The 19,141-nt window shown below is 44.9% G+C and carries 15 protein-coding genes and 1 tRNA gene; 10 read left to right on the forward strand and 6 right to left on the reverse strand.

Annotated elements, in window-relative coordinates:
- Positions 1-236: 236 nt before the first annotated feature.
- The 7 genes from tcmP to PV783_RS33055 all read left to right on the forward strand — a co-directional run bounded on the left by tcmP (position 237) and on the right by PV783_RS33055 (position 6,523).
- Positions 237-1,364 carry a three-Cys-motif partner protein TcmP gene (gene tcmP / locus PV783_RS33025; protein WP_420990999.1) on the forward strand — a complete coding sequence of 376 codons (1,128 nt, stop codon included), beginning with the start codon at positions 237-239 and terminating at the stop codon, positions 1,362-1,364.
- Complete coding sequence (locus tag PV783_RS33030) at positions 1,364-2,086, forward strand: DUF5131 family protein (protein WP_420991000.1); 723 nt, start codon at positions 1,364-1,366, stop codon at positions 2,084-2,086. The genes tcmP and PV783_RS33030 overlap by 1 nt, the downstream gene beginning before the upstream one ends.
- A 22-nt stretch (positions 2,087-2,108) precedes the next feature.
- Positions 2,109-2,693 (forward strand): hypothetical protein, encoded by a 585-nt coding sequence (locus PV783_RS33035; RefSeq protein ID WP_420991001.1) that lies wholly within the window; start codon positions 2,109-2,111, stop codon positions 2,691-2,693.
- A 5-nt stretch (positions 2,694-2,698) separates the two neighbouring features.
- Complete coding sequence (locus PV783_RS33040) at positions 2,699-3,742, forward strand: DUF262 domain-containing protein (RefSeq protein WP_420991002.1); 1,044 nt, start codon at positions 2,699-2,701, stop codon at positions 3,740-3,742.
- Positions 3,743-3,744: 2 nt separating this feature from the next.
- Positions 3,745-4,200, forward strand: coding sequence for a hypothetical protein (locus PV783_RS33045; RefSeq protein ID WP_420991003.1), 456 nt, complete (start codon positions 3,745-3,747; stop codon positions 4,198-4,200).
- A gap of 45 nt (positions 4,201-4,245) precedes the next feature.
- Positions 4,246-5,229 carry a hypothetical protein gene (locus PV783_RS33050; RefSeq protein ID WP_420991004.1) on the forward strand — a complete coding sequence of 328 codons (984 nt, stop codon included), beginning with the start codon at positions 4,246-4,248 and terminating at the stop codon, positions 5,227-5,229.
- A gap of 349 nt (positions 5,230-5,578) precedes the next feature.
- Positions 5,579-6,523, forward strand: a complete 945-nt coding sequence (locus PV783_RS33055; protein ID WP_420991005.1) for a helix-turn-helix domain-containing protein — start codon at positions 5,579-5,581, stop codon at positions 6,521-6,523.
- Positions 6,524-6,698: 175 nt separating this feature from the next.
- On the opposite strand, the gene PV783_RS33060 is transcribed toward PV783_RS33055, so the two are convergent.
- The 6 genes from PV783_RS33060 to PV783_RS33085 form a co-directional block, all read right to left on the reverse strand.
- A tRNA-Lys gene (locus PV783_RS33060) sits at positions 6,699-6,771 on the reverse strand.
- Between the two features lie 129 nt (positions 6,772-6,900).
- The gene (locus tag PV783_RS33065) at positions 6,901-9,369 is read right to left on the reverse strand and encodes a glutaminase domain-containing protein (RefSeq protein WP_420991006.1); all 2,469 of its coding nucleotides are present in this window, start codon (positions 9,367-9,369) and stop codon (positions 6,901-6,903) included.
- Between the two features lie 303 nt (positions 9,370-9,672).
- Positions 9,673-10,968, reverse strand: a complete 1,296-nt coding sequence (locus tag PV783_RS33070; protein WP_420991007.1) for a hypothetical protein — start codon at positions 10,966-10,968, stop codon at positions 9,673-9,675.
- A gap of 99 nt (positions 10,969-11,067) precedes the next feature.
- Positions 11,068-13,362, reverse strand: a complete 2,295-nt coding sequence (locus tag PV783_RS33075; RefSeq protein WP_420991008.1) for a family 20 glycosylhydrolase — start codon at positions 13,360-13,362, stop codon at positions 11,068-11,070.
- Between the two features lie 110 nt (positions 13,363-13,472).
- Positions 13,473-14,072, reverse strand: coding sequence for a pseudouridine synthase (locus PV783_RS33080; RefSeq protein WP_111580356.1), 600 nt, complete (start codon positions 14,070-14,072; stop codon positions 13,473-13,475).
- A 30-nt stretch (positions 14,073-14,102) separates the two neighbouring features.
- Entirely contained in the window at positions 14,103-15,251 is a 1,149-nt protein-coding gene (locus PV783_RS33085; protein WP_111580355.1) for a putative sensor domain DACNV-containing protein, read from the reverse strand.
- 249 nt (positions 15,252-15,500) lie between these two features.
- Here PV783_RS33085 and PV783_RS33090 point away from each other — a divergent pair, with 249 nt between their 5' ends.
- The 3 genes from PV783_RS33090 to PV783_RS33100 all read left to right on the forward strand — a co-directional run bounded on the left by PV783_RS33090 (position 15,501) and on the right by PV783_RS33100 (position 19,047).
- A complete protein-coding gene (locus tag PV783_RS33090; protein ID WP_420991009.1) occupies positions 15,501-17,093 on the forward strand; it encodes an arylsulfatase in 1,593 nt (530 codons plus the stop codon).
- Between the two features lie 139 nt (positions 17,094-17,232).
- On the forward strand, positions 17,233-17,817 hold the full coding sequence (locus tag PV783_RS33095) for an RNA polymerase sigma factor (RefSeq protein WP_079472317.1): 585 nt from the start codon (positions 17,233-17,235) through the stop codon (positions 17,815-17,817).
- Positions 17,818-17,883: 66 nt separating this feature from the next.
- On the forward strand, positions 17,884-19,047 hold the full coding sequence (locus PV783_RS33100) for a FecR family protein (RefSeq protein WP_111580354.1): 1,164 nt from the start codon (positions 17,884-17,886) through the stop codon (positions 19,045-19,047).
- Positions 19,048-19,141 lie beyond the last annotated feature (94 nt).

Raw genomic sequence — 19,141 nt, forward strand, 5'->3', positions numbered from 1 at the left:
ATTTAATAAATATACGTAAAATACGTATGAATGATCTAGTAAGGCAATCTATACTTCTCTAGTTAGATATATTTTAATTCGTTGTTATGTATGTATATAATTGCTAATTGAAATAAATATTCTATATTGTAATAGAAGCCCCAATGCACAAACCTATACTCGGTCCACACTTGTATAGCTTATTAATTTTACCCATATTTTAGTGATCAACCTCATTATTATTAAAAAAATATAATATGTCGTTGTTAGACTCACAAACATCCATGTACCTGCACTCTGAAATTAAAGTGCGCCTTCTTAAGCTATATTTGGAACGTTACCTAAATGTCTTAAATGGCTCTCAATTTGTAGGCGATATATATCTCTACGACTTGTTTTGTAGTGAAGGAATATACAGCAATGGCGGTAAGGGAAGTCCAATTATATTTTTGGAAACAGTAAGGGAAATACATTTTGGCAATGTAGCTAAGAATCGTAATAGTGGGCTTTTTCATTGTCATTTTAATGATTTGGATAGCCTGAAAGTCGATAAGCTAGAGAGTATTGTTGCAGAAAAGAAGTTGTATTATCCTCAAATGGGGAAACTGACCTTTTCCAAGAAGGATTATAGAAGTTTAATACCGGAAATAAGTCAGCAAATTCAAAAATTCCATAATCAAAAAGCATTTATTTTTATTGATCCTTATGGATACAAGGATATTAGAATCTCTGATATTAAAGTACTTTTACAATCAAAAAAATCAGAAGTATTACTTTTTCTCCCGACGCAGTTCATGTTTCGATTTGAATCCAAAGGTACTCCCGAGAGTTTAAAAGAGTTTATTTCCGAGTTGGTGCCAGAAAGCGAATGGCCTAAAAGTTCTACGGGAATTGATTTTATTGAGAATTTGAAAAGTAAATTTAGGGAGAAGGTTGGTGACGACTTTTTTGTTGATTCCTTCATTATTACGAGGGATAAAAATCAATTCTTCTGTCTTTTCTTTTTTACAAGCCATATTTATGGGTTTGACAGAATGTTAGATGCAAAATGGGAAATCGATGAAGAAGAAGGTCGGGGATGGAAGTTTCCAGTTGCGGGTGATTTGTTCAGTGAGGTGGAAAAATCGCCTAATACCCTACTATTGGAAAGGGCATTAACCACTTTCCTGCAGAATACCTTTAGAACCAATGGTGAAATTTATGAGTTTGTTTTGCATAATGGCTTTTTGCCACGTCATGCTACAAATATTTTGGAGAAGCTACAAAATGATGGGAAGTTAGAAGTTAAAACAAAGACTGGTGAGAAGCCAAGAAAGAATGCATATTACTTGAACTATAGGAAGTGGAAAGAAGAAAAAAGCAAGATTTTTCTAAAAATTAAGTGATGGCACAGTCAAATATTGAATGGACAGAAATGACATGGAATCCCGTAACCGGCTGTACAAAGGTTTCGGCTGGTTGTAAGTATTGCTATGCAGAAGTTATGGCAAAGCGACTCCAAGCTATGGGAGTAGAGAAGTATAAAGACGCTTTTAAAGTAAGGCTGCATAATGATGCTTTGCAAATCCCCTATACTTGGAAGAAGCAGAAAATTGTATTTGTTAATTCAATGAGTGATCTTTTTCATAAACAGGTTCCTGATCATTTTATAAAAGAGGTATTCAGAGTAATGAATGAAAACCCACAACATACCTTTCAGGTATTGACAAAGCGGGCTGATAGGTTACTGGAATTGCATACTCAATTAAGGTGGACGCATAATATATGGATGGGAGTATCAATCGAGGATGGAAGGGTCTTGGGCCGTCTTGATTTATTAAGACAAACAAATGCGCGTACTAAGTTTTTGTCTTGTGAACCATTGATAGGTCCACTTTCTAATATGGACTTGACCAACATAGATTGGGTAATTGTAGGGGGAGAAAGTGGCCCAAAAGCAAGGGCGATGGACTCATCTTGGGTGTTAGATATAATGGATCAATGTAAGCAAAAAGATGTTGCGTTCTTTTTTAAACAATGGGGTGGAGTGAATAAAAAGAGATCTGGCAGATTGTTAAATGGAAGAACATACGATGAAATGCCACACTTTAGACTTACAGAATTGTAAAATCTCGTTTGAATATTTGCGAATGAAACAAGACCTTATTGATGACATTTTAAATGAACCAACAAGCTATATTACATCCAAATGGATTATAGAAAGAATACCATTTGTATTTAATAATGATCTTTCTGCTTATATTGACTGGAAAGAACGTTTATCAACCCTCATTCAGGTAGACAGCAAAGCATTTGTTTTTACAGGTAGTTCATCTGTAGGCTTTAGCTTAAATCCATTTAAAGATCTGAGGCCCTTTGATGATCAATCCGATATTGATGTAGCAATTATTTCGGGGATTCATTTTGATATCGCATGGCATTTCTTGAGAAATATAGGACCCAAATACCACAGACTTAAGCCAAAGGAGAAAGGAGCTATCGATGATCATAAAGGTAGATTGATTTTTCACGGTACTATTGCGACAGATAAAATAGTTCAACTGCTGCCATTCGGTATTGATTGGGTTAATGCCATGAGTGTAATGTCTAAAATAGCCCCAACGATTGATAGAACAATAAATTTCAGAATTTATAAGGATTTTGAAGCATTAAAAGCCTATCAAAAAAATGGAGTAAATAAAATAAGAGATAAACTTTTAAATCCACAAGAATAGCAAATATGTCTAATGTAATTCAAACGAATAACCGTGATATTGCATGGTTTAAGCAAGCTGATCATCTTGGACAGCTTCAGATGAAACCGCCATTCCAAAGAAATTTAGTGTGGACGACTAAACAGAAGAGCTTTTTGATTGATACAATTTTACATGGCTATCCCGTTCCTGAGATCTATATGCAGGAACTAACAAATGAGGATGGTGGAAAGGAATACATTGTTGTAGATGGGCAACAGAGAATCACAGCTTGTTTGGAGTTTGTTAACAATGTATTCTCAATAGATGCTAATGATAGTCCAAGTTTTGCAGATTTGACTTTTGAAGATTTAAAGCCAGAGCAAAAAAAGAAAATTTACAGCTATTCATTTGTAATAAGGCTACTACCAGAAATGTCTGACCTGGAATTGAGAGAAATATTTACTAGATTAAATAGGAATAATGTCATTTTAAATGCTCAAGAATTAAGGCAAGCAACTTATTGGGGGCAATTTATTCAGACAATGAATGAAATATCTACTGATGATTCGTGGAGGGTTTTAGGCATATTTACAGCCAATGATGTAAAGCGTATGCTTGATGTGGAATTTATAAGCGAATTAACAATTGCTGCGATTCACGGTGTTCAGAATAAAAAACTGACCATCGATAAGTATTACGAGTTGTACGAAGATGAGTTTCCGGAACGGGATGAGACTAAGTCTACTTTTGGATTAGTTAATAGGGAGATACTAAGTATGATTCCAGATATTAGTAAAACTAGGTGGTCAAAAAAGACTGATTTTTATACGCTTTTTGTATTATTAGCTCGAAAAAAGCATTTACTCCCCCTAGGAGAAAATCAAAACAAACAGGCAAATGAAATTCTAATTGATTTTGCAAGTAAGGTTGATAGTTATGTTTCTACCGGTACTGATAACGCCGAAGATGTAATAGAACAAGATGTTAAAGATTATGCAACAAATTTAAGGGCATCATCAGATTTGGGGTCAAGAAAAAAGAGAGAGGAGGCACTTGAGAGAGTTTTGGCGCCTGTTCTGTCCCTATAGTTATGAGCGAGAATAATATAATATACTTATCATTCATTACGGAGACGAGTGACTCTTTGGCAGGACAAGCCTTTTTTAACGAAAGTGAGGAATGCATTGGGAACTTTGAGTTTTATTTAAAAGATGAATACTTAATAGCAGCGCTGAATATTTATCCTGAATATCAAGGGAAAGGATTTGGATACTATGTATTTTCCTACTGCTTTAAGAAATTGGATGAAGGATATAAAATTCGCTGTTTCTTGTCTTCATGGAGTACTGATCTCGAATATTCCCATCTACCTAGTGATCAATCAATCAATTTTAATGTCTTTTGGAGAAAAATGGAAGAAAGTGAAGATACAGACGTAGCTCTATGGTCGACACCTACAGGGAAATGGCTTAGAAGAATGAAGTTTAAAAGTGTTCAAGCCGTTAAGGTATCTTTAGACGAAGTAAAGGCAATCTATTACAGGTAGCGAAGTATTGGTTTTGAATTACTCTGAATAACATAACTGCATTAAATGTTAATAGGAATTACGAACGCAGAAGAGATAGCCAAGTGTATCTCCGATCTAAAGAGGATGATGGAACAACATGCTGATGTCCATATTCCAATTATGTATTCGTCTCGTGCTAATACTCGACCTAAACTAAATGCGAGTTATTCAAAGAAGCTTAATCTTTGGTGGAGCATAGCTTTAAGAGAAAATAGATATTGGAATGTATTTGGCAAAGGGAAGCCACAGGAGAATAAAATCAACAGGGGAAGGTGTCAGATTAATGTACCAATTGAAGGATTTAACGGAAGAATAAGTGGAGGATTTGCTAAGGACAGCAGTGGAAATATATATGTAATACATAATGGCGGTATTGGTGGCGGGATGACAGGAATCAGTAGGTCGAGTTTTACTAAGTGGTATATTGGCAATAGGGAAGAAGTAATTTATGATGAGCGAGTGGAGAAATATTTTGTAATTGGAGAATTTTCATCCACGAATTTTATTGAACAAGTGAATTTTTTTGTTAAGAAGGTTTATGAATTTAAAGAAGATGATCCAGTAAACCTGATAAATGAGTTAAGGATGTTAGAAAATGGAGAGTCTTTACTTCAGTCTCCTTATGTACTGCCAGAAAGGATTATCTATAGAGGCGTCAATCATGCCATCGTGGTTAATGAGCTACTTCACCTTATTAAAAGACATACAGCCCTCGCTTATCGAAATAGGTTTATGGATAGCTTTATTGTTGACAAAAAGGGAATTTGCACTCACATCTTTGAGGTGAAATGTCAACTCAGTACTCAATCCCTTTATACAGGGATTGGTCAATTACTAATTTATGGCCTTAATCATTCGAGAGCCAAACGATATTTAGTAATAGAGGAAAAACACGTTGAGCAAGTATGCGAAGATTTAAAAAGAATGAATATCCATTGTATTTCCTATACTTGGAAAAATAAGAGGCCAGTGATTCAATTTGGAAGTGTTTTGGACGACATTTCTTAAGAATTGAAAAACTTGCGACTTCATTGGTAGCTGTTTTGAATTTTCTGAGAGCTTAAAATCGTAACCTAGTAAACGAACGAACGTTAACCTGAGTAAAGTAATATAAACTGACCGATGAAAATTAAACTGAAATCGACTAACTAATCGACCATAAAAGAAGAACCCGCGACTGGCACGGGTTCCTTCGAACTTTCGCGGACCGGACGGGACTGCAACAATGCCCTATAGATTGCAGTTCTACAACAAATTTCTAGTTACTGTATCTGAATTTGTTACCTCTCGGTTTTGCACTTGCATTAAATGAGCGAAGGACTACTGTATTCACAATACAATTAAAACGTATGAAAATATGAATGATACATGGTTTGAGTTTGAAAAATACTATTCTGAAATGAATTTGGAAAAGTTGCAATCTTTTTTTTCGGAGCCCCAGAATGAGTCAGAACAACTTGAGTTTAAATCAGGAGACCTTCCTGTTGAAGGTCTTTATAAAGAAGTTTGTGCCTTCGCCAATACAGATGGCGGGGTAATAATCTACGGGGCTCCTAGAGAGAAAAAGCATGAAAAAAGTGATATTAAAGTTGCAGCCGGGGAACTAATACCGGCTAAGCAAGGAAAATCGGGAGATTCCTTGATTCAAAAATTTATGACAGGTATCACTCCAGCTCCAACCGGTATAAAGATAATTTCTATAAAAATGGAACCCGGTTACGTGTATGTCATTATAATACCAAAGAGTATAAAGCCACCTCACCAGACTGAAGGGCGTTATTACATGCGCGCAGGAACAATGTCCACACCAGCCCCACATGCCTTTATTGAAGCACTGTTTAATCAAAGAAGGCCTGTAGCACTTGATTTCAATGCCAAGCTAATTAACAACAACCAGAATGAAACTCTTTTTGACTTATGTGTAGAAGTTACTAATAAATCTAAATTTCCGGCACGAGAAGTGGATGGAATGGTAATAATTACGGGGAAAGTTAGAGATCGTAGTACAATTGAAGGGGAACCACAATTTGAAGCTACTCTCTTTGAGACTAACAATAGAGAACTTATTTCTACTCTAAGATTTCCCACTGCAATAGCCTCAGATCTTTGGATGTGGCGGAGGTTTAGCAACTTGAGACTCCTTTCTGACTACTTCTACATCAAGGTATATGTATGGGCTTTTGATACACCCGCTATCTGTAAAATTTTCAAAGCTACCAAACATGAAATTGTCCGTTTAGAAAATGTCGATGAAATTTTAGTAGCAGAAGAAGAAATAAGAGCGTGGAAGGAAATTTCTTAAGTAAATGATTGATTAAATCCTTAGAGCCATTACATTTTCTCGCAAAATATAATGCTATATTTGTTAAGACAAGTCAACCCAAATAAAACTAAACAGCAAATCCATACTTTGATAGACTGGGAGATAGCCCAAAATAACAAAGCCCACGCTACGCGCAGGCTTTGAAACTCTCCAGTGATCCCCTTGGGACTCGAACCCAAGACCCATACATTAAAAGTGTATTGCTCTACCAACTGAGCTAGGGAATCTTCCTTTTTTGTTTAACGGAGTGCAAAGATAGGAATTTCTAAATTACTTCCAAACTCATTTTGAATAATTTATCCACATCAATTGAAATGAAGCCCTTTCTACACAACGCAGAAAGGGCGCATAGCAAATCATTTCAAAGAAAAAGAAGCAGGATTAAACTTCGCATCCAGCATCTTCATAAAATACCCTCCTACTACACTCCTTGCCTGAAATCCCACCATCTTCCCATTGGTAGTTTCATGCCAGTCGCTCAGTGGTACCCGTGTAGTCGTGCCCGTTACATAAGTATATAAAGGTGCTACCAGCGCGTCAAAGTCGGAAGAGTTATCCGTAAGTACAGCCGTCCACATAATCCAGTCTGATTTGGTGTAGGTTTTACGGCTATCCAGCGGTAGTCCGAATTTATGTTGTTTGGTCAGGTAAAAGTCTGTTTCCTTCTTGTACACCGCCGCGGGGAATAAGTTAAAGTTGAGCACTTTGTCCCATACCATGTTGTACTTCTGGCTCCAGGTGTTTTTGCTTTCGAAAGCAAGACTGAAATGATCGCCATCATCAGCGAGCTTCACCCAGTTGGCGGCCATTTCTTTTGCGGCGTTTTCGTATTTGGTGGCTACATCGGTAAGACCTTGCAGCTTCGCCAGCATGGCGTATGAGCGGATACCGGCAATCGCTTTCAGGGAAAGATTGGTATTACGCGCGAGATGGCCTGCAAAGTCATCGGTACATAACTGGTTAGCGGGATCAAAGCCTTCTTTCAGCAGGTATTCCGCCCAGGTGGTGAGCGTTTTCCAGTGTTTTTTGGCGTAGTCGGCATTGCCTTCTGCGCGGGCAATAGCGCCCGCCAGCACCAGCATGTTACCGGATTCTTCTACCGGCATGCCTTCGCCGTACGCTTGTCCGTTGGCGAGTGGATAGGTGCCCAGATCGTGTGCGGCATAAGGCTCGGTGAATTTGCCGCTTTCAGAGAAATAGAAGATGCCGTTCATCATCCCTTTCAGCAGGTCCGGGTTGTAGAGCAGGAACAGCGGGGCAGATGGGTAGGTAACATCTACCGTATTAATACAGCCGTTGCTGAAGTTTTCTTTGGAAAGGAAAAGGATTTCTCCCTGCGGACTCTTAGCCAGTTTATGCGCGGAAATAGCCTGTCTGTAGGCCAGTTCGCAGAGTTTTGCGTACGTTTCGCCGCCGGCGCTTACGGCATCTTTATACAGCTGCGCATTGAATTTCGCGCATTTGCCGAGGATGGAAGCGTAATCGGTATAGGCAGCATTCAGTTGTTTATCGATGGTTTGGGTAGCATCATTCTTCCACCATGCTTTCAGGTTGGTATTGAAATACTGTAAAGCGTAGAGGTCATCATAGCCAAGCAGGAACAGCTGTTCTTTCGGCGTGGCGTTTACGGTGCCCAGGTCCACAGCGGTGCTAAGCACCAGTTGCTTATCCAGTTTAGTGCTGGCGGTGGTACCGTTGGCAAATGCGGCCATGGCATCACCGGCGTTGCTTACATATTGTACCGGGCGGGTGGCCGTTGGTGTGGCAATGTACATGTAACCCCAGTCTATCCGCAGGTCGTCGCCTTTCTTTTTCAGCATGGGCTGTTCTTTGGTGCCGGCTTTTAAAACCGAGAGCTGGCCGTTGGTATATTTAGAGGTGGTTACTGCCTGTGCGGGCACGTTTACGCTGATGTTGGTAGATGCGCCAAAGTACACCTGCACTTTGTGAGCGGCGTTGTCGTTGGAGCTTACTTTATAGGAAATATAAGAGATGGGCCTCGACAGCAGCATCAGGTCGTCCATCAGTAAGGGAGAGGTAAAGGTGAGGGTTACATCTGCTTTGCCGCAGGTGAACTGGTAGCTGGTTTGTGTAGCGTTAATGTTCACCGCTGTCTGTATCCCTTTCTCTATTCCTTTGTTGCCCGGAGGAGGCACCAAACGCGCAATGCCTGCATCCAGGAAGGCGCCGCCGGCGGTGTTCAGGATATGTACAGCCAGTACGTTGCCTTTCGCCTTTAACTTACTTTTTACGGCATCTGGTATCGGTTTGTAGATGTATTGATTCAGCCAGCCTTTATGCCCGTAAATTTCTTCTCCGTTAAGGTATACCGTAATATTATCATCGTGAGAGATTTTCAGGAATAACTCTGCGGCCGACAGGTCGCCGGCATCGAATGTTCTCCTGGTCCACAGCTCGCGGCTTTCCCAATGGGTACCGCCGGAGGCTACGTTATCGCCAAATGGCGCTTTCCCTGATTTCCAGGCTTTGTCGTCAAAGGAGTTTTGCATCCAGCCCTCTGCAGGGGCGGTTTCGGTGTACTTCACCTGGTAAGGCGCTTCATCGCTGGTAGCGGCTATGGCCTGGTAGCTCTGCTCGTTTTGCCCCAGCACCCGGTAGGTAACGCCGTCCACCTTTACAAACCCGGTCAGCGATTGAGCCGCGCCGGTCCAGTGTTTGGTGGTGCTGCCATTCAATTCATCGGTGGCCGACCAGATACTGAAGTAAGGATCATGCGTGATCAAAGGATAAGACGGAGCCTTTTGTTGTGCTACAGCGCCGCCGCCAATGCCCAGCAGGGCTAAAAATGCAAGTGTTCTCACCATAACGGGATTTGATAAATCGATTAAGCGTATTAAATACAATTATTAAATGTATTACATTTTCCGGGGGAATCATAACCGTTCATAAAAAAACGTCCCGGTCCCATAAACGTGATTAGTAGTAGCTGTCGAGTAAAATATCTCCGGAGGAAAGAAAATAAAAAAGCGCAAACCCTACTCCCGCCTTGGAGGCCCTGAGAAGCCTTGTCAGTACGTTTTCGGATCTGCGCGTATCTTAAATTAATTAAATGCCGTGCATGTAAGGAGCGCAAAAATACACTTTTGCATCAAATTCTTCACTAAATATTAGTGGAAGAACGCAAACCATTCCGGGCGGGAACGGATCAATGTGGCAATCCCCCATATCAGCACCGCCATACCCAGCGCACCCCACGCCTTCTTATTCTTCCAGCTCCAACCCAGCACCACCGGCAGTTCCCAGTACTTGATCAGCAAATACACCAGCAGTCCGCCCATGCCTGTCCAGGTAAGTAAAAGTATCCCCAGTTGCGATCCCATCACTACCACCGCAAAAAGAAAGCCCAGTGTAACCAGTTGCAACCAGATATAGTTTTTACCTCCGCTGTGGATCACGTCTGCTATGGAGATAAACAGCAACGCCCCTGTCAGGAAAACGGTCAGCATCAGCAATGCCTCTTTCAGCAATACCGGCGCCAATAACAACACCACCCACACCAGCAGGGAAATAAGCACATAAGAGGCGGCACGCTGATCTTTAGGCCGCAACCGCTCATAGGAAAAAGGAAACAGTAAACGGCTCAATGCCTTTTCCATGCTCCGTAAGGGCGGCAATGTAAATACGCCCACCATAGCAGGCACAATCACTTCATACGGGTACCACACATCCGCGCACACCTGCATCACCCACAACACCGCACCGGATGTAAGAAGCGCCGGCACAGATACATATAAAAAAGCCTGCAACGGCGTATTGTAATGATCAAAACTCTGCAGGATAATATGCGTGTACTGCTTCGCAAAATACCGGCGTGTAAGGATAGCCGTTAGTTGCGTCCACAACAGTACCAACCCCACGTGAATTACAACGGTACGGATAATCAGCTCCGGGATCAAAGGCCCCCAGTAAATACCCGCCAGCGCTACTATCAGCAACTCCCAGCTAAGCATCTGCGGCGAAAATAACCGCCGGAACAACGGGTAAAAATTCCTAACCAACCATTGCCAGGCGCCCGGTAAATACCGGCCAATCAGCTGCACTGCCGCAAAAGCAGCTACCAGCGCGGCCAGTCCCAGCAACAGCCGGGAAGCGGTAAACACGCCCCGGAGCGCCTGCAACCGCGAAGGCTTCTTAATAGTATAGGTAAGCTCTGTATTATTCAGCAACTCCGTTGCCAGCAGCTTACCCTGCTCAGGGGTAATAGCGCTCAACGCCGGCTGATGCACACGCCAGAAGCTGTCTGCCTCCGCAGCACTTGCCCAGGTGTTTAAGGTGCCATATTGATACAACAACGTTCTTTGCTCAGAACTAAGGGAGGCCAGGATCTTCGCCAGCGCAGCATCTGTTGCAAATGCCGGTTGACCGAGGATTAACAGGAACAGGAATATTTTTATAATACGCATAGATGGTATCAAAAATAACAAAAAAATCCACTTCCCAAAAAGTAAAGAAGCGGATAGCTTACCGCTACCCGCTTCCTTTATTTTTTAAACACCTCTTTTTTATAACCCTGCTCCCAGCCAGCTGTCCGGCACGGGTTGCAGCTTGCTGCCATTTACGCTGTATTCCAGCTTCAGCGTGTATCCGCCTCCGCCTTCTACAAACGCTGCTTTAATGGGATGCCAGCCTTTCTCCAGCGCTACCTGCCCGCTTTTCTGCAACGGCGCATGCCAGCCGTCGTTATTCACCACTTCCTGGTCGTCGATATATAATATGGCGCCATCATCTGCGGTGAGGTAAAAGCTGTAGATGCCGGTAGCCGGTACGTTGATATAACCATACACCCTTGCGCCAAACGGACCGCCGCCTTTACCCATGCCTTCCGGAATGATAACGTTGTTCACACGGATGGAGCTGTCGGCCTGCTCCTTGATTTTGGTAGCGCTTTTATAGGCGCCCTCAAAATAATCCAGCTTCAAACCCGGCCGCGCATCTTTCACCACGGTAGCTTTGCGGTAGGCTTCTTTGCGGTAACGAAGGGTGTAAATATCGCCCCGGTTGCCCGCCGGACTGAAAGCCGCCAGCTTTATGGTTTGCGGCTCACGGATAACATAGTTGTCCGGTAACACGGCTGCCTGCTCACCAGGAATAGTACCATCCGTTGTATAGCGGATAGCCATGTCCGTTAGTGGCTTCTTTACTTCCAGCGTCACCTGGTCCACAAATACATTATCTTCTGTAAAACCATCCAGGTCAGGTAAGCGATAGTGTACACCCAGCAAATCCAGGCGTTTGTATTGTTCGTTCAGGCGTTGCAGGTAGCTGTCGTAGTTGTTGCGGTTGGTCCACAACACTTCAGCCAGCGCGGTCATGCGCGGCATAAACATATAGTCGGCGCGCTTCTCCGAAGGAATGTATTCTGTCCAGATATTCGCCTGCGCACCCATAATGTGCTTCGCCTCATCGGGCGTTAAACCTTTGGGCACCGGCTGAAAATGATATACATTATAAATGGAGTTGCGATCGGGAACAGCATCAAAATACAGCGGATTGCCTGGCGTCATGATCACTGCGTTGCCGTGTCGCGCTGCTTTTACAGGAGCATCGGGCACCCAGGCGCGCCAGTACATCAGCACTGCCGTAGGACTGATACCTCCTTCCAATATCTCATCCCAGCCAATCAGCACCTTGCCTTTCGAGTGGAAAAATTTCTCCATCCGTTTTACAAAATAACTCTGCAGCTCTTCTACCGTTTTCAGGTTATTGGCCTTCATCACTTCGGCACACAGCGGAGAGGCAGCCCAGCTGGTTTTCTCTACTTCATCCGCACCGAGGTGAATATATTTGGAAGGAAACAATGCGGCAATTTCTGTAAACACATCTTCCGCAAAAGCAAAAGTAGATTCGTTACACGGACAAATCGGCGTGGAGAAAGTCTTGCCCCAGCCAATTTCACCGCTGCAGGCAAGAAAAGGATACGCCCTGATAGCTGCCATCATATGACCCGGCATGTCTATTTCAGGAATAATTTCCACCTGCCTGTCGGCCGCATAGCGGATAATACCCTTCATCTGTTCCTGCGTATAAAAGCCGCCATACAGCGTTTTACCATCTTTATGAATAATGTGCTGCGTATCAATGGCCATGTCAGGATTGTTAACAGCCATCTTCATACAAACAGAATCCTGGTTGTTAAACTCCCTCCAGGCGCCCTGTGAGGTGAGCAACGGGTACTTCTTTATTTCTATGCGCCAGCCCTGATCATCGGTCAGGTGCAGGTGCAGCTTATTCATTTTATATAGTGCCAGTAAGTCGATGAATTTTTTGAGATAATCAACCGAGAAGAAATGACGGGATACATCCAGGTGCATACCACGCCAGCCGTAGGCCGGATGATCTTTCAGGAGCATAGCCGGAATGGCGATACTTTTTAACGCAGGTGCTGTTTCTACAGCAGCCGGCATCAGCTGCCGTAATGTTTGAATAGCGCGGAAAAATCCTGCCAGTGTGCCGGCGGTGATCAGCAACTGCTGCGCGGTTACGTCCATCGTATAGTCTTCCGCTCCTGCCAGCGCCGTGTTCTGTTGCAGCACAATGGCGCCTTTCACGGCTTTCTTTGTCACGGGCAATGGTTTGCCCAATGCCTGGGTCAACAACGATTGCAGTTGCGCCGTTTCGGTAGTAAAGGCGGTCCGGTTAGCCGGCAACACCAGTTTGGTAGCAGGCGTAATTACAAATGAGCCGGTCCTGGCCTCCAGTTGCTGCGGATAAGGAATTAAGGGATAGCGCTCAGATTGCGCGAAGGTAGCCTGCATCAGTAAACACAAAGCCCCTGCAAGCAAGAAAATCTTCTTCATAAAAAATCTCGTTAAAGCATGATGTCCAAACGGCAAACCTAATAAGAAACGTTGCAGTAAACTAATGGGATCTTCGCTTATCATGCAGCTATATTAATCCGCTGCGGATGCTAATCGTTGTAATCTGTTATTTTCAACAGGTGAAAAAACTCTTCTTCGGGCAGTTCCCTTACTTCGCCGGGTTGCAGATCTCCCAGTAACAGGTTTTCGATAGACACGCGGATCAGCCGCTGGCAACGGTGACTCACCGCCCCCACCATTTTACGCACCTGGTGGAATTTCCCTTCAGTTAAGGTGATCAGCAGCCAGGTATGCGGCACTTTAAAAGGCAGCTCCCGCGGATGATCAAACAATCCATCCGGGCGCTCCACTATTTCCACCCGGCACGGCGTGGTAATATATTCCTCGCCTTCGCCCACGCAAATAGGCACGCCCTCTTTCAAACGCTGCAGGGTGGCTTCGCTCATCTCCCCTTTTACTTTTACGAGATACGTTCTCTCATGCGGCATCTTCCCCTGGAACAGCAACCGCGTCACCTTTTTATTGGTGGTTAATATCAGCAACCCTTCGGAATGATTGTCTAGCCGGCCAATAGCATGCGTCCCTTCCGGGAACTCAAACGGCAGTTCCCCCAGCAACCTCACATCGTGAGAGCTGACAAACTGCGACACCATATCAAAAGGCTTGTTAATAATGAAGTATCTATGCATAAAGAGGCTGCAAAGTAAGGAATAGCGCCGTTATATCAGCAGGATATCGATCCGGTGCGCCTGTACCAGCTGCTGGTGATTGGACCAGGAAAATATAGTAAAGTACCCATCCTGCGAAGCTACCAGCGCCTGCGAATCATGCTGGTCGTGTACAAACTGGGCGGCAGATAAATGCCGCGTTCCCCCGATGGCAGACGGATGGATCAGCGTAGGCACGCCGCCTTCTATCGGCTCGGCCAGCAATACTTTATCGATCGGCCACGCATCTTTGGCGCGGGTGATCTTCGCGCCAAAAGCCAGCAACTCCTGCTGATCGTTTACAATAGTAGCGCCATCTACAGCAGTAAGCCCGGTGATGTTCTCCACTTCGCGGCGGAGCGCATTCTGCCAGAAGATTTCGGTTACGCTTTTGCCATCATACCGCAACAGGTCCGCCACCCCGGAAAAGGCCGGGTTGATGGGATATTGAAGCGGGTGAATAATGGATTCGCGCCAGGCGTCGCTGTTGGAGGGCGTTACCAGTAAAATACCGCCCCGCTTGTGCGCCCGCATAGACACGGCTATTTGTATCAACACATTTACGCTGTTGTTCCACAAACAGGAAGGCGTTAACCCCAGTAAGGATTTCAGGATAGGCGGACTATCAGGCAATGTTCCACTGTCTTCATTCACCACCTTCACCTGGTCGCCGCGCAGCATGGCCACATTGGTAAATTTACCCAATCCGGCGGCGCGGCGGTGTTTTACCACCAGCAGCCCCGGCTCCGATACGTCCAGTACAAAGCAGAGGTTGGGTAGTTTTATAGTAGTGCCCCATACATACAGCTCGTCGCCCACAGGCCATACACCAATATGAATACCGGGGCGTTCCACGCCCGGCGCCAGTTTGGTGAGCAACTGCGGCGTAAGCAGCAGGGGTTTCTCAAAAAGCAGGGGCTTGCCCGCCTGTACAGGAGGCAAAAACGCCAGGGAAATCCGGATGGCATTCCCTTCTTCCTTGCGGAGGCTGGCCCAAAAGGCTACGTCAATAATCTTTTCCACCTGCCGGGCAGCCGGCACTGTGGCGAGATCATCCTCCCCGTTCTCTTTCGCGGCGCAGAGATGTTTCTTAAAATGTGCTTCTATTGTTCCGGCCACCTTGGCAGCGGCCTGGTATGTTGCTTCGTTTGCTATTTCCATAAATCCTGGTCACATTTAATCGTCCTTATATAATATTAAACCGCTAATTTAAATCATTTAGGAATAGCAGGCGGTGACCGGCGCCAACATCATCTTTCCGCGGGGAATCTTAAATCTTCTCTGCAAAATGAACCATATCGGCATTACCGGTGTTTCCAATTATATTATATCCCTCGTTCATTTTTCCTTCCTGGCATAAAACAGCAGTCTTCACCGGTTTCAATTTCAAACACCCAAAATAACCGTAGTATGAAGCGTACAATGTTAATGCTGTTATGTATGTTGCTGGCCGGCTGGCAGCAGTCCGCCACCGCACAAAAGAAACCAAACATTATTATCCTCATGTCCGACGATACCGGCTGGGGCGATCTTGGACCCTATGGCGGCGGTGAGGGTCGCGGAGCGCCTACGCCCGCATTCGACCAGATGGCCCGGGAAGGTATGCTGTTCTGGGACTTTTATGGTCAGCCCAGCTGTACTCCCGGCAGGGCGGCAGCTATCACAGGCCGTATTCCCAACAGGAGCGGCATGACTACCGTTGCCTTCCCCGGCGATGGCGGCGGGCTACCCAAAGAAGAATGGACGCTGGCGTCTGTACTGAAAACCGCCGGGTACGCCACTTTCTTTGCAGGCAAGTGGCATCTCGGGGAAGCAGATTATGCCATGCCTATTAATCACGGGTTTGATGTAATGAAAAATGTAACCCTCTATCACCTCAACGCCTATACTTATGCGGATCCCAAATGGAATGCGGACATGCCTCCTTCCTTACGGGAACGCTGGGCCAAAGGTACCAAAGGGGCAATGGAAGGCGAAGCCGGCAAAGGCTTCCGCGAAGTGAAGAAAATTGATGGCGCTGTAATTCCCTATCTCGATGAAACTACCGAAAATGAATCTATTAAATGGCTGGAACAGGCAGCCAAAGGCGACAAGCCATTTTTTATGGAGGTGTGCTTCGCTAAAAACCACCAGCCTAACCTGCCGCACCCGGACTTTGTAAATAAATCGACTGGGAAAAATAAATATGCCGACTGCGTGGTAGAACTGGACACCCGCGTAGGTCAGATCATGGATAAAATCCGCAGCCTGGGCATTGCTGAAAATACGCTCGTGATTTACACAGTAGATAACGGCACCTGGCAGGATGTGTACCCCGACTGCGGTTATACACCTTTCCGCGGCACCAAAGGTACAGTAAGGGAAGGCGGCAACCGCATCCCCACTATCATGTGGTGGCCCGGTACCATCAAGGCAGGCAGCCAGAATCACGACATCCTCGGCTCGCTCGATTTTATGGCCACCTTCGCTGCACTGGCTGGCGTTGAGCTTCCTCAAAACGACCGTGGCGGAAAACCTATCATCTTCGATAGCTACGATATGTCGATGGTATTAAAAGGTACCGGCAAATCAAAACGGCATACCTGGATGTACTTCACAGAAAACGAACTCTCTCCCGGCGCTGTACGCATCGATCAATTTAAAGCAGTGTTCAACTTAAGGGGAGATGGCGGCATGGCTACCGGCGGCCTCGCAGTAGATGCCAACCTCGGATGGAAAGGCGAAGAAAAATATGTGGCCACTGCCTCACAGATCTTTGACCTCTGGCAGGATCCGCAGGAAAGATATGATCTGTTCATGAACAACTTTACAGAAAAAACATGGTTCCTTCCAAACATTCAGGATGAAATCAGTGTGTTTATGAAAACTTATGTAAAATATCCGCCCCGTAAGCTGCAGAGTAATATTTATACTGGCCCGATCAATATTACGGATTACGAAAGATTGCAAAACATCAAAGAAAAACTCGAAAACTATAAAGTAGGCACCGGCGGAGGCATGTAACTTAATAAAATTTTTAGTAAATGCAGTGGACCAACTCCCCGCTGCATTTACTAAAAGCTAAAATACTATTAATCGCGGCGAATTTACCGTTAACAAGCTATCTGTAAATCAAGTAATTTGGGTGTACTTGTAACCACGTATGGAAATTAACACCTACAATGAAAGGGAGCTTTTGTTGAGCCTCGCTCAAGGCAACGATCATGCCTTTGCGGGGGTATTCCATCACTACCGTCACCGCATATACGCTATTGCTTTCCGCCTGCTCAACTCTGCCTCACAGGCCGAGGATATTGTACAGGATGTTTTTATGAAGATGTGGCTGAAGCGCTATGAACTCCATGAAATCAGTCACTTCAAAGCATACCTCTTTACTACTACCCGCAATCATATTTTCACCTCGCTGAAGCTGCTGGCCCGTGAACAACTCATGGAATCAGAACTGTCGGCCACTATGGTGCAGGAGGTAAGGGATGCCCACATCATCCACAAGGAATATGAACAGATCCTCCAGCATGCTATTGCCCAGCTGCCGCCCCAGCAGGAACTGATCTATAAACTCAGCAAGGAAGAAGGACTGAAAAGAAATGAAATCGCCGACCGCCTCCAGCTGAGCCCCGAAACCATTAAAGTACACCTGGCCAACGCCATGCGCTCTATCCGCGCCTTTTGCCTCACCCGCATGGACCTCAACACATTCCTGATCCTGTTATGGATGTGCAGTTAAAAAAAATTTCCCCGGGCACTAACCCATGTGCTTCTTTTTATAGTCTCCTTAATCAAATCGCTATTCATGACAGTATCCCGATTCAGATACCTGTTTGATCGTTACTACACCCGGCAATGCACCCCGGAAGAACAACAGGAGTTTATGCTCCTGATGGAACAGTCAACACATGACGAAGAACTGAAACACCTGCTCGACGAACTGCTGCTGCACGCAGATGACGACGCCGGCGCCATGCCGGACGACACCGCTGCCAACATGCTGCAACAGATCATGGAAACAAAAAACAGCGAACCACAGCCCGCGCCTATCCGCGTTATGCCGGTATGGAAACGCGCAGCCATAGCAGCCTGTGTACTCGGCGTACTCGCGCTGGCAGGCTATAAATTATATGTAAAAACCAGCGCCGTTAACAGGCCTGTGGCCAGCAACCACGCCCCCGCCCGTAAAGAAGAACACGCCCGCCTGGTACGCGGCGATGGCGCAGTGATCGACCTGGAACAACATAAAGATGCGGAAGTAGATGTACAAACCGGCGTATCCGTTGCCCGTAAAGGCAACACGCTTTCGTATAACAGCAACAATACCATCACCCCCACCATCAATACGCTTTATACCAATAAAGGTGGTACCTACCAGCTGGTATTACCCGATGGTACCAAAGCATGGCTCAATGCCGCTTCCTCCATCCGTTTCCCCACCGCATTCACCGACAGCACCCGCGAAGTAACCATCCAGGGAGAAGTATATTTTGAAATAGCGCAACAGGCCAGTCAGCCTTTTATTGTAAAAGCCAACACCATGAAAATAGCGGTACTCGGTACCCATTTTAATGTGATGGCATATGAAGAAGAACAAAATATCTGCACCTCCCTGCTGGAAGGAGCCGTAAACATCATCAGCGGAAACACGGTACGGCAAATGAAACCAGGCCAGCAGGCGCTTGTAAACCGCGAACATAATGGTATCAGCATCAGCAACGCCGATGTAGATGCAGCCATCGCCTGGAAAGAAGGCCGCTTTGAATTTAATGGCAATATCAAAAGTATTATGCGCGAACTGGCCCGCTGGTACGATGTACAGTTTGTTTATGAAGGCGAGCTGACAAATAAAGCTTTCGCCGGTACCTTTTCCCGGCACGACAGCCTGAAAGATATTTTGCAACAACTGGAATTAACAGGTAGTATTCATTTCAACATCAACGATAAAACAATAACAGTAAGTCCGTAAAAACCACGCGCATTTTTTTAGTTATGAAAAAAGAAATAAGTCAGCCAAAATCAGCAACAGCTTAACATTCAAAGCTTTTACCGACAGTGAATAA

Origin of the sequence: Chitinophaga sp. CC14, from assembly GCF_048957795.1 — a bacterium.
GTDB classification, from domain to species: Bacteria; Bacteroidota; Bacteroidia; order Chitinophagales; family Chitinophagaceae; genus Chitinophaga; species Chitinophaga ginsengisegetis.

What these genes read in the sequence shown, in the direction of transcription:
- PV783_RS33085 (WP_111580355.1), bottom strand. Translation starts at nt 15,251, where the DNA reads ATGGAAATAGCAAACGAAGCAACATACCAGGCCGCTGCCAAGGTGGCC.
- tcmP (WP_420990999.1), top strand. Translation starts at nt 237, where the DNA reads ATGTCGTTGTTAGACTCACAAACATCCATGTACCTGCACTCTGAAATT.
- PV783_RS33065 (WP_420991006.1), bottom strand. Translation starts at nt 9,369, where the DNA reads ATGGTGAGAACACTTGCATTTTTAGCCCTGCTGGGCATTGGCGGCGGC.
- PV783_RS33090 (WP_420991009.1), top strand. Translation starts at nt 15,501, where the DNA reads ATGAAGCGTACAATGTTAATGCTGTTATGTATGTTGCTGGCCGGCTGG.
- PV783_RS33075 (WP_420991008.1), bottom strand. Translation starts at nt 13,362, where the DNA reads ATGAAGAAGATTTTCTTGCTTGCAGGGGCTTTGTGTTTACTGATGCAG.
- PV783_RS33100 (WP_111580354.1), top strand. Translation starts at nt 17,884, where the DNA reads ATGACAGTATCCCGATTCAGATACCTGTTTGATCGTTACTACACCCGG.
- PV783_RS33080 (WP_111580356.1), bottom strand. Translation starts at nt 14,072, where the DNA reads ATGCATAGATACTTCATTATTAACAAGCCTTTTGATATGGTGTCGCAG.
- PV783_RS33070 (WP_420991007.1), bottom strand. Translation starts at nt 10,968, where the DNA reads ATGCGTATTATAAAAATATTCCTGTTCCTGTTAATCCTCGGTCAACCG.
- PV783_RS33050 (WP_420991004.1), top strand. Translation starts at nt 4,246, where the DNA reads ATGTTAATAGGAATTACGAACGCAGAAGAGATAGCCAAGTGTATCTCC.
- PV783_RS33035 (WP_420991001.1), top strand. Translation starts at nt 2,109, where the DNA reads ATGAAACAAGACCTTATTGATGACATTTTAAATGAACCAACAAGCTAT.
- PV783_RS33045 (WP_420991003.1), top strand. Translation starts at nt 3,745, where the DNA reads ATGAGCGAGAATAATATAATATACTTATCATTCATTACGGAGACGAGT.
- PV783_RS33030 (WP_420991000.1), top strand. Translation starts at nt 1,364, where the DNA reads ATGGCACAGTCAAATATTGAATGGACAGAAATGACATGGAATCCCGTA.
- PV783_RS33055 (WP_420991005.1), top strand. Translation starts at nt 5,579, where the DNA reads ATGAATGATACATGGTTTGAGTTTGAAAAATACTATTCTGAAATGAAT.
- PV783_RS33040 (WP_420991002.1), top strand. Translation starts at nt 2,699, where the DNA reads ATGTCTAATGTAATTCAAACGAATAACCGTGATATTGCATGGTTTAAG.
- PV783_RS33095 (WP_079472317.1), top strand. Translation starts at nt 17,233, where the DNA reads ATGGAAATTAACACCTACAATGAAAGGGAGCTTTTGTTGAGCCTCGCT.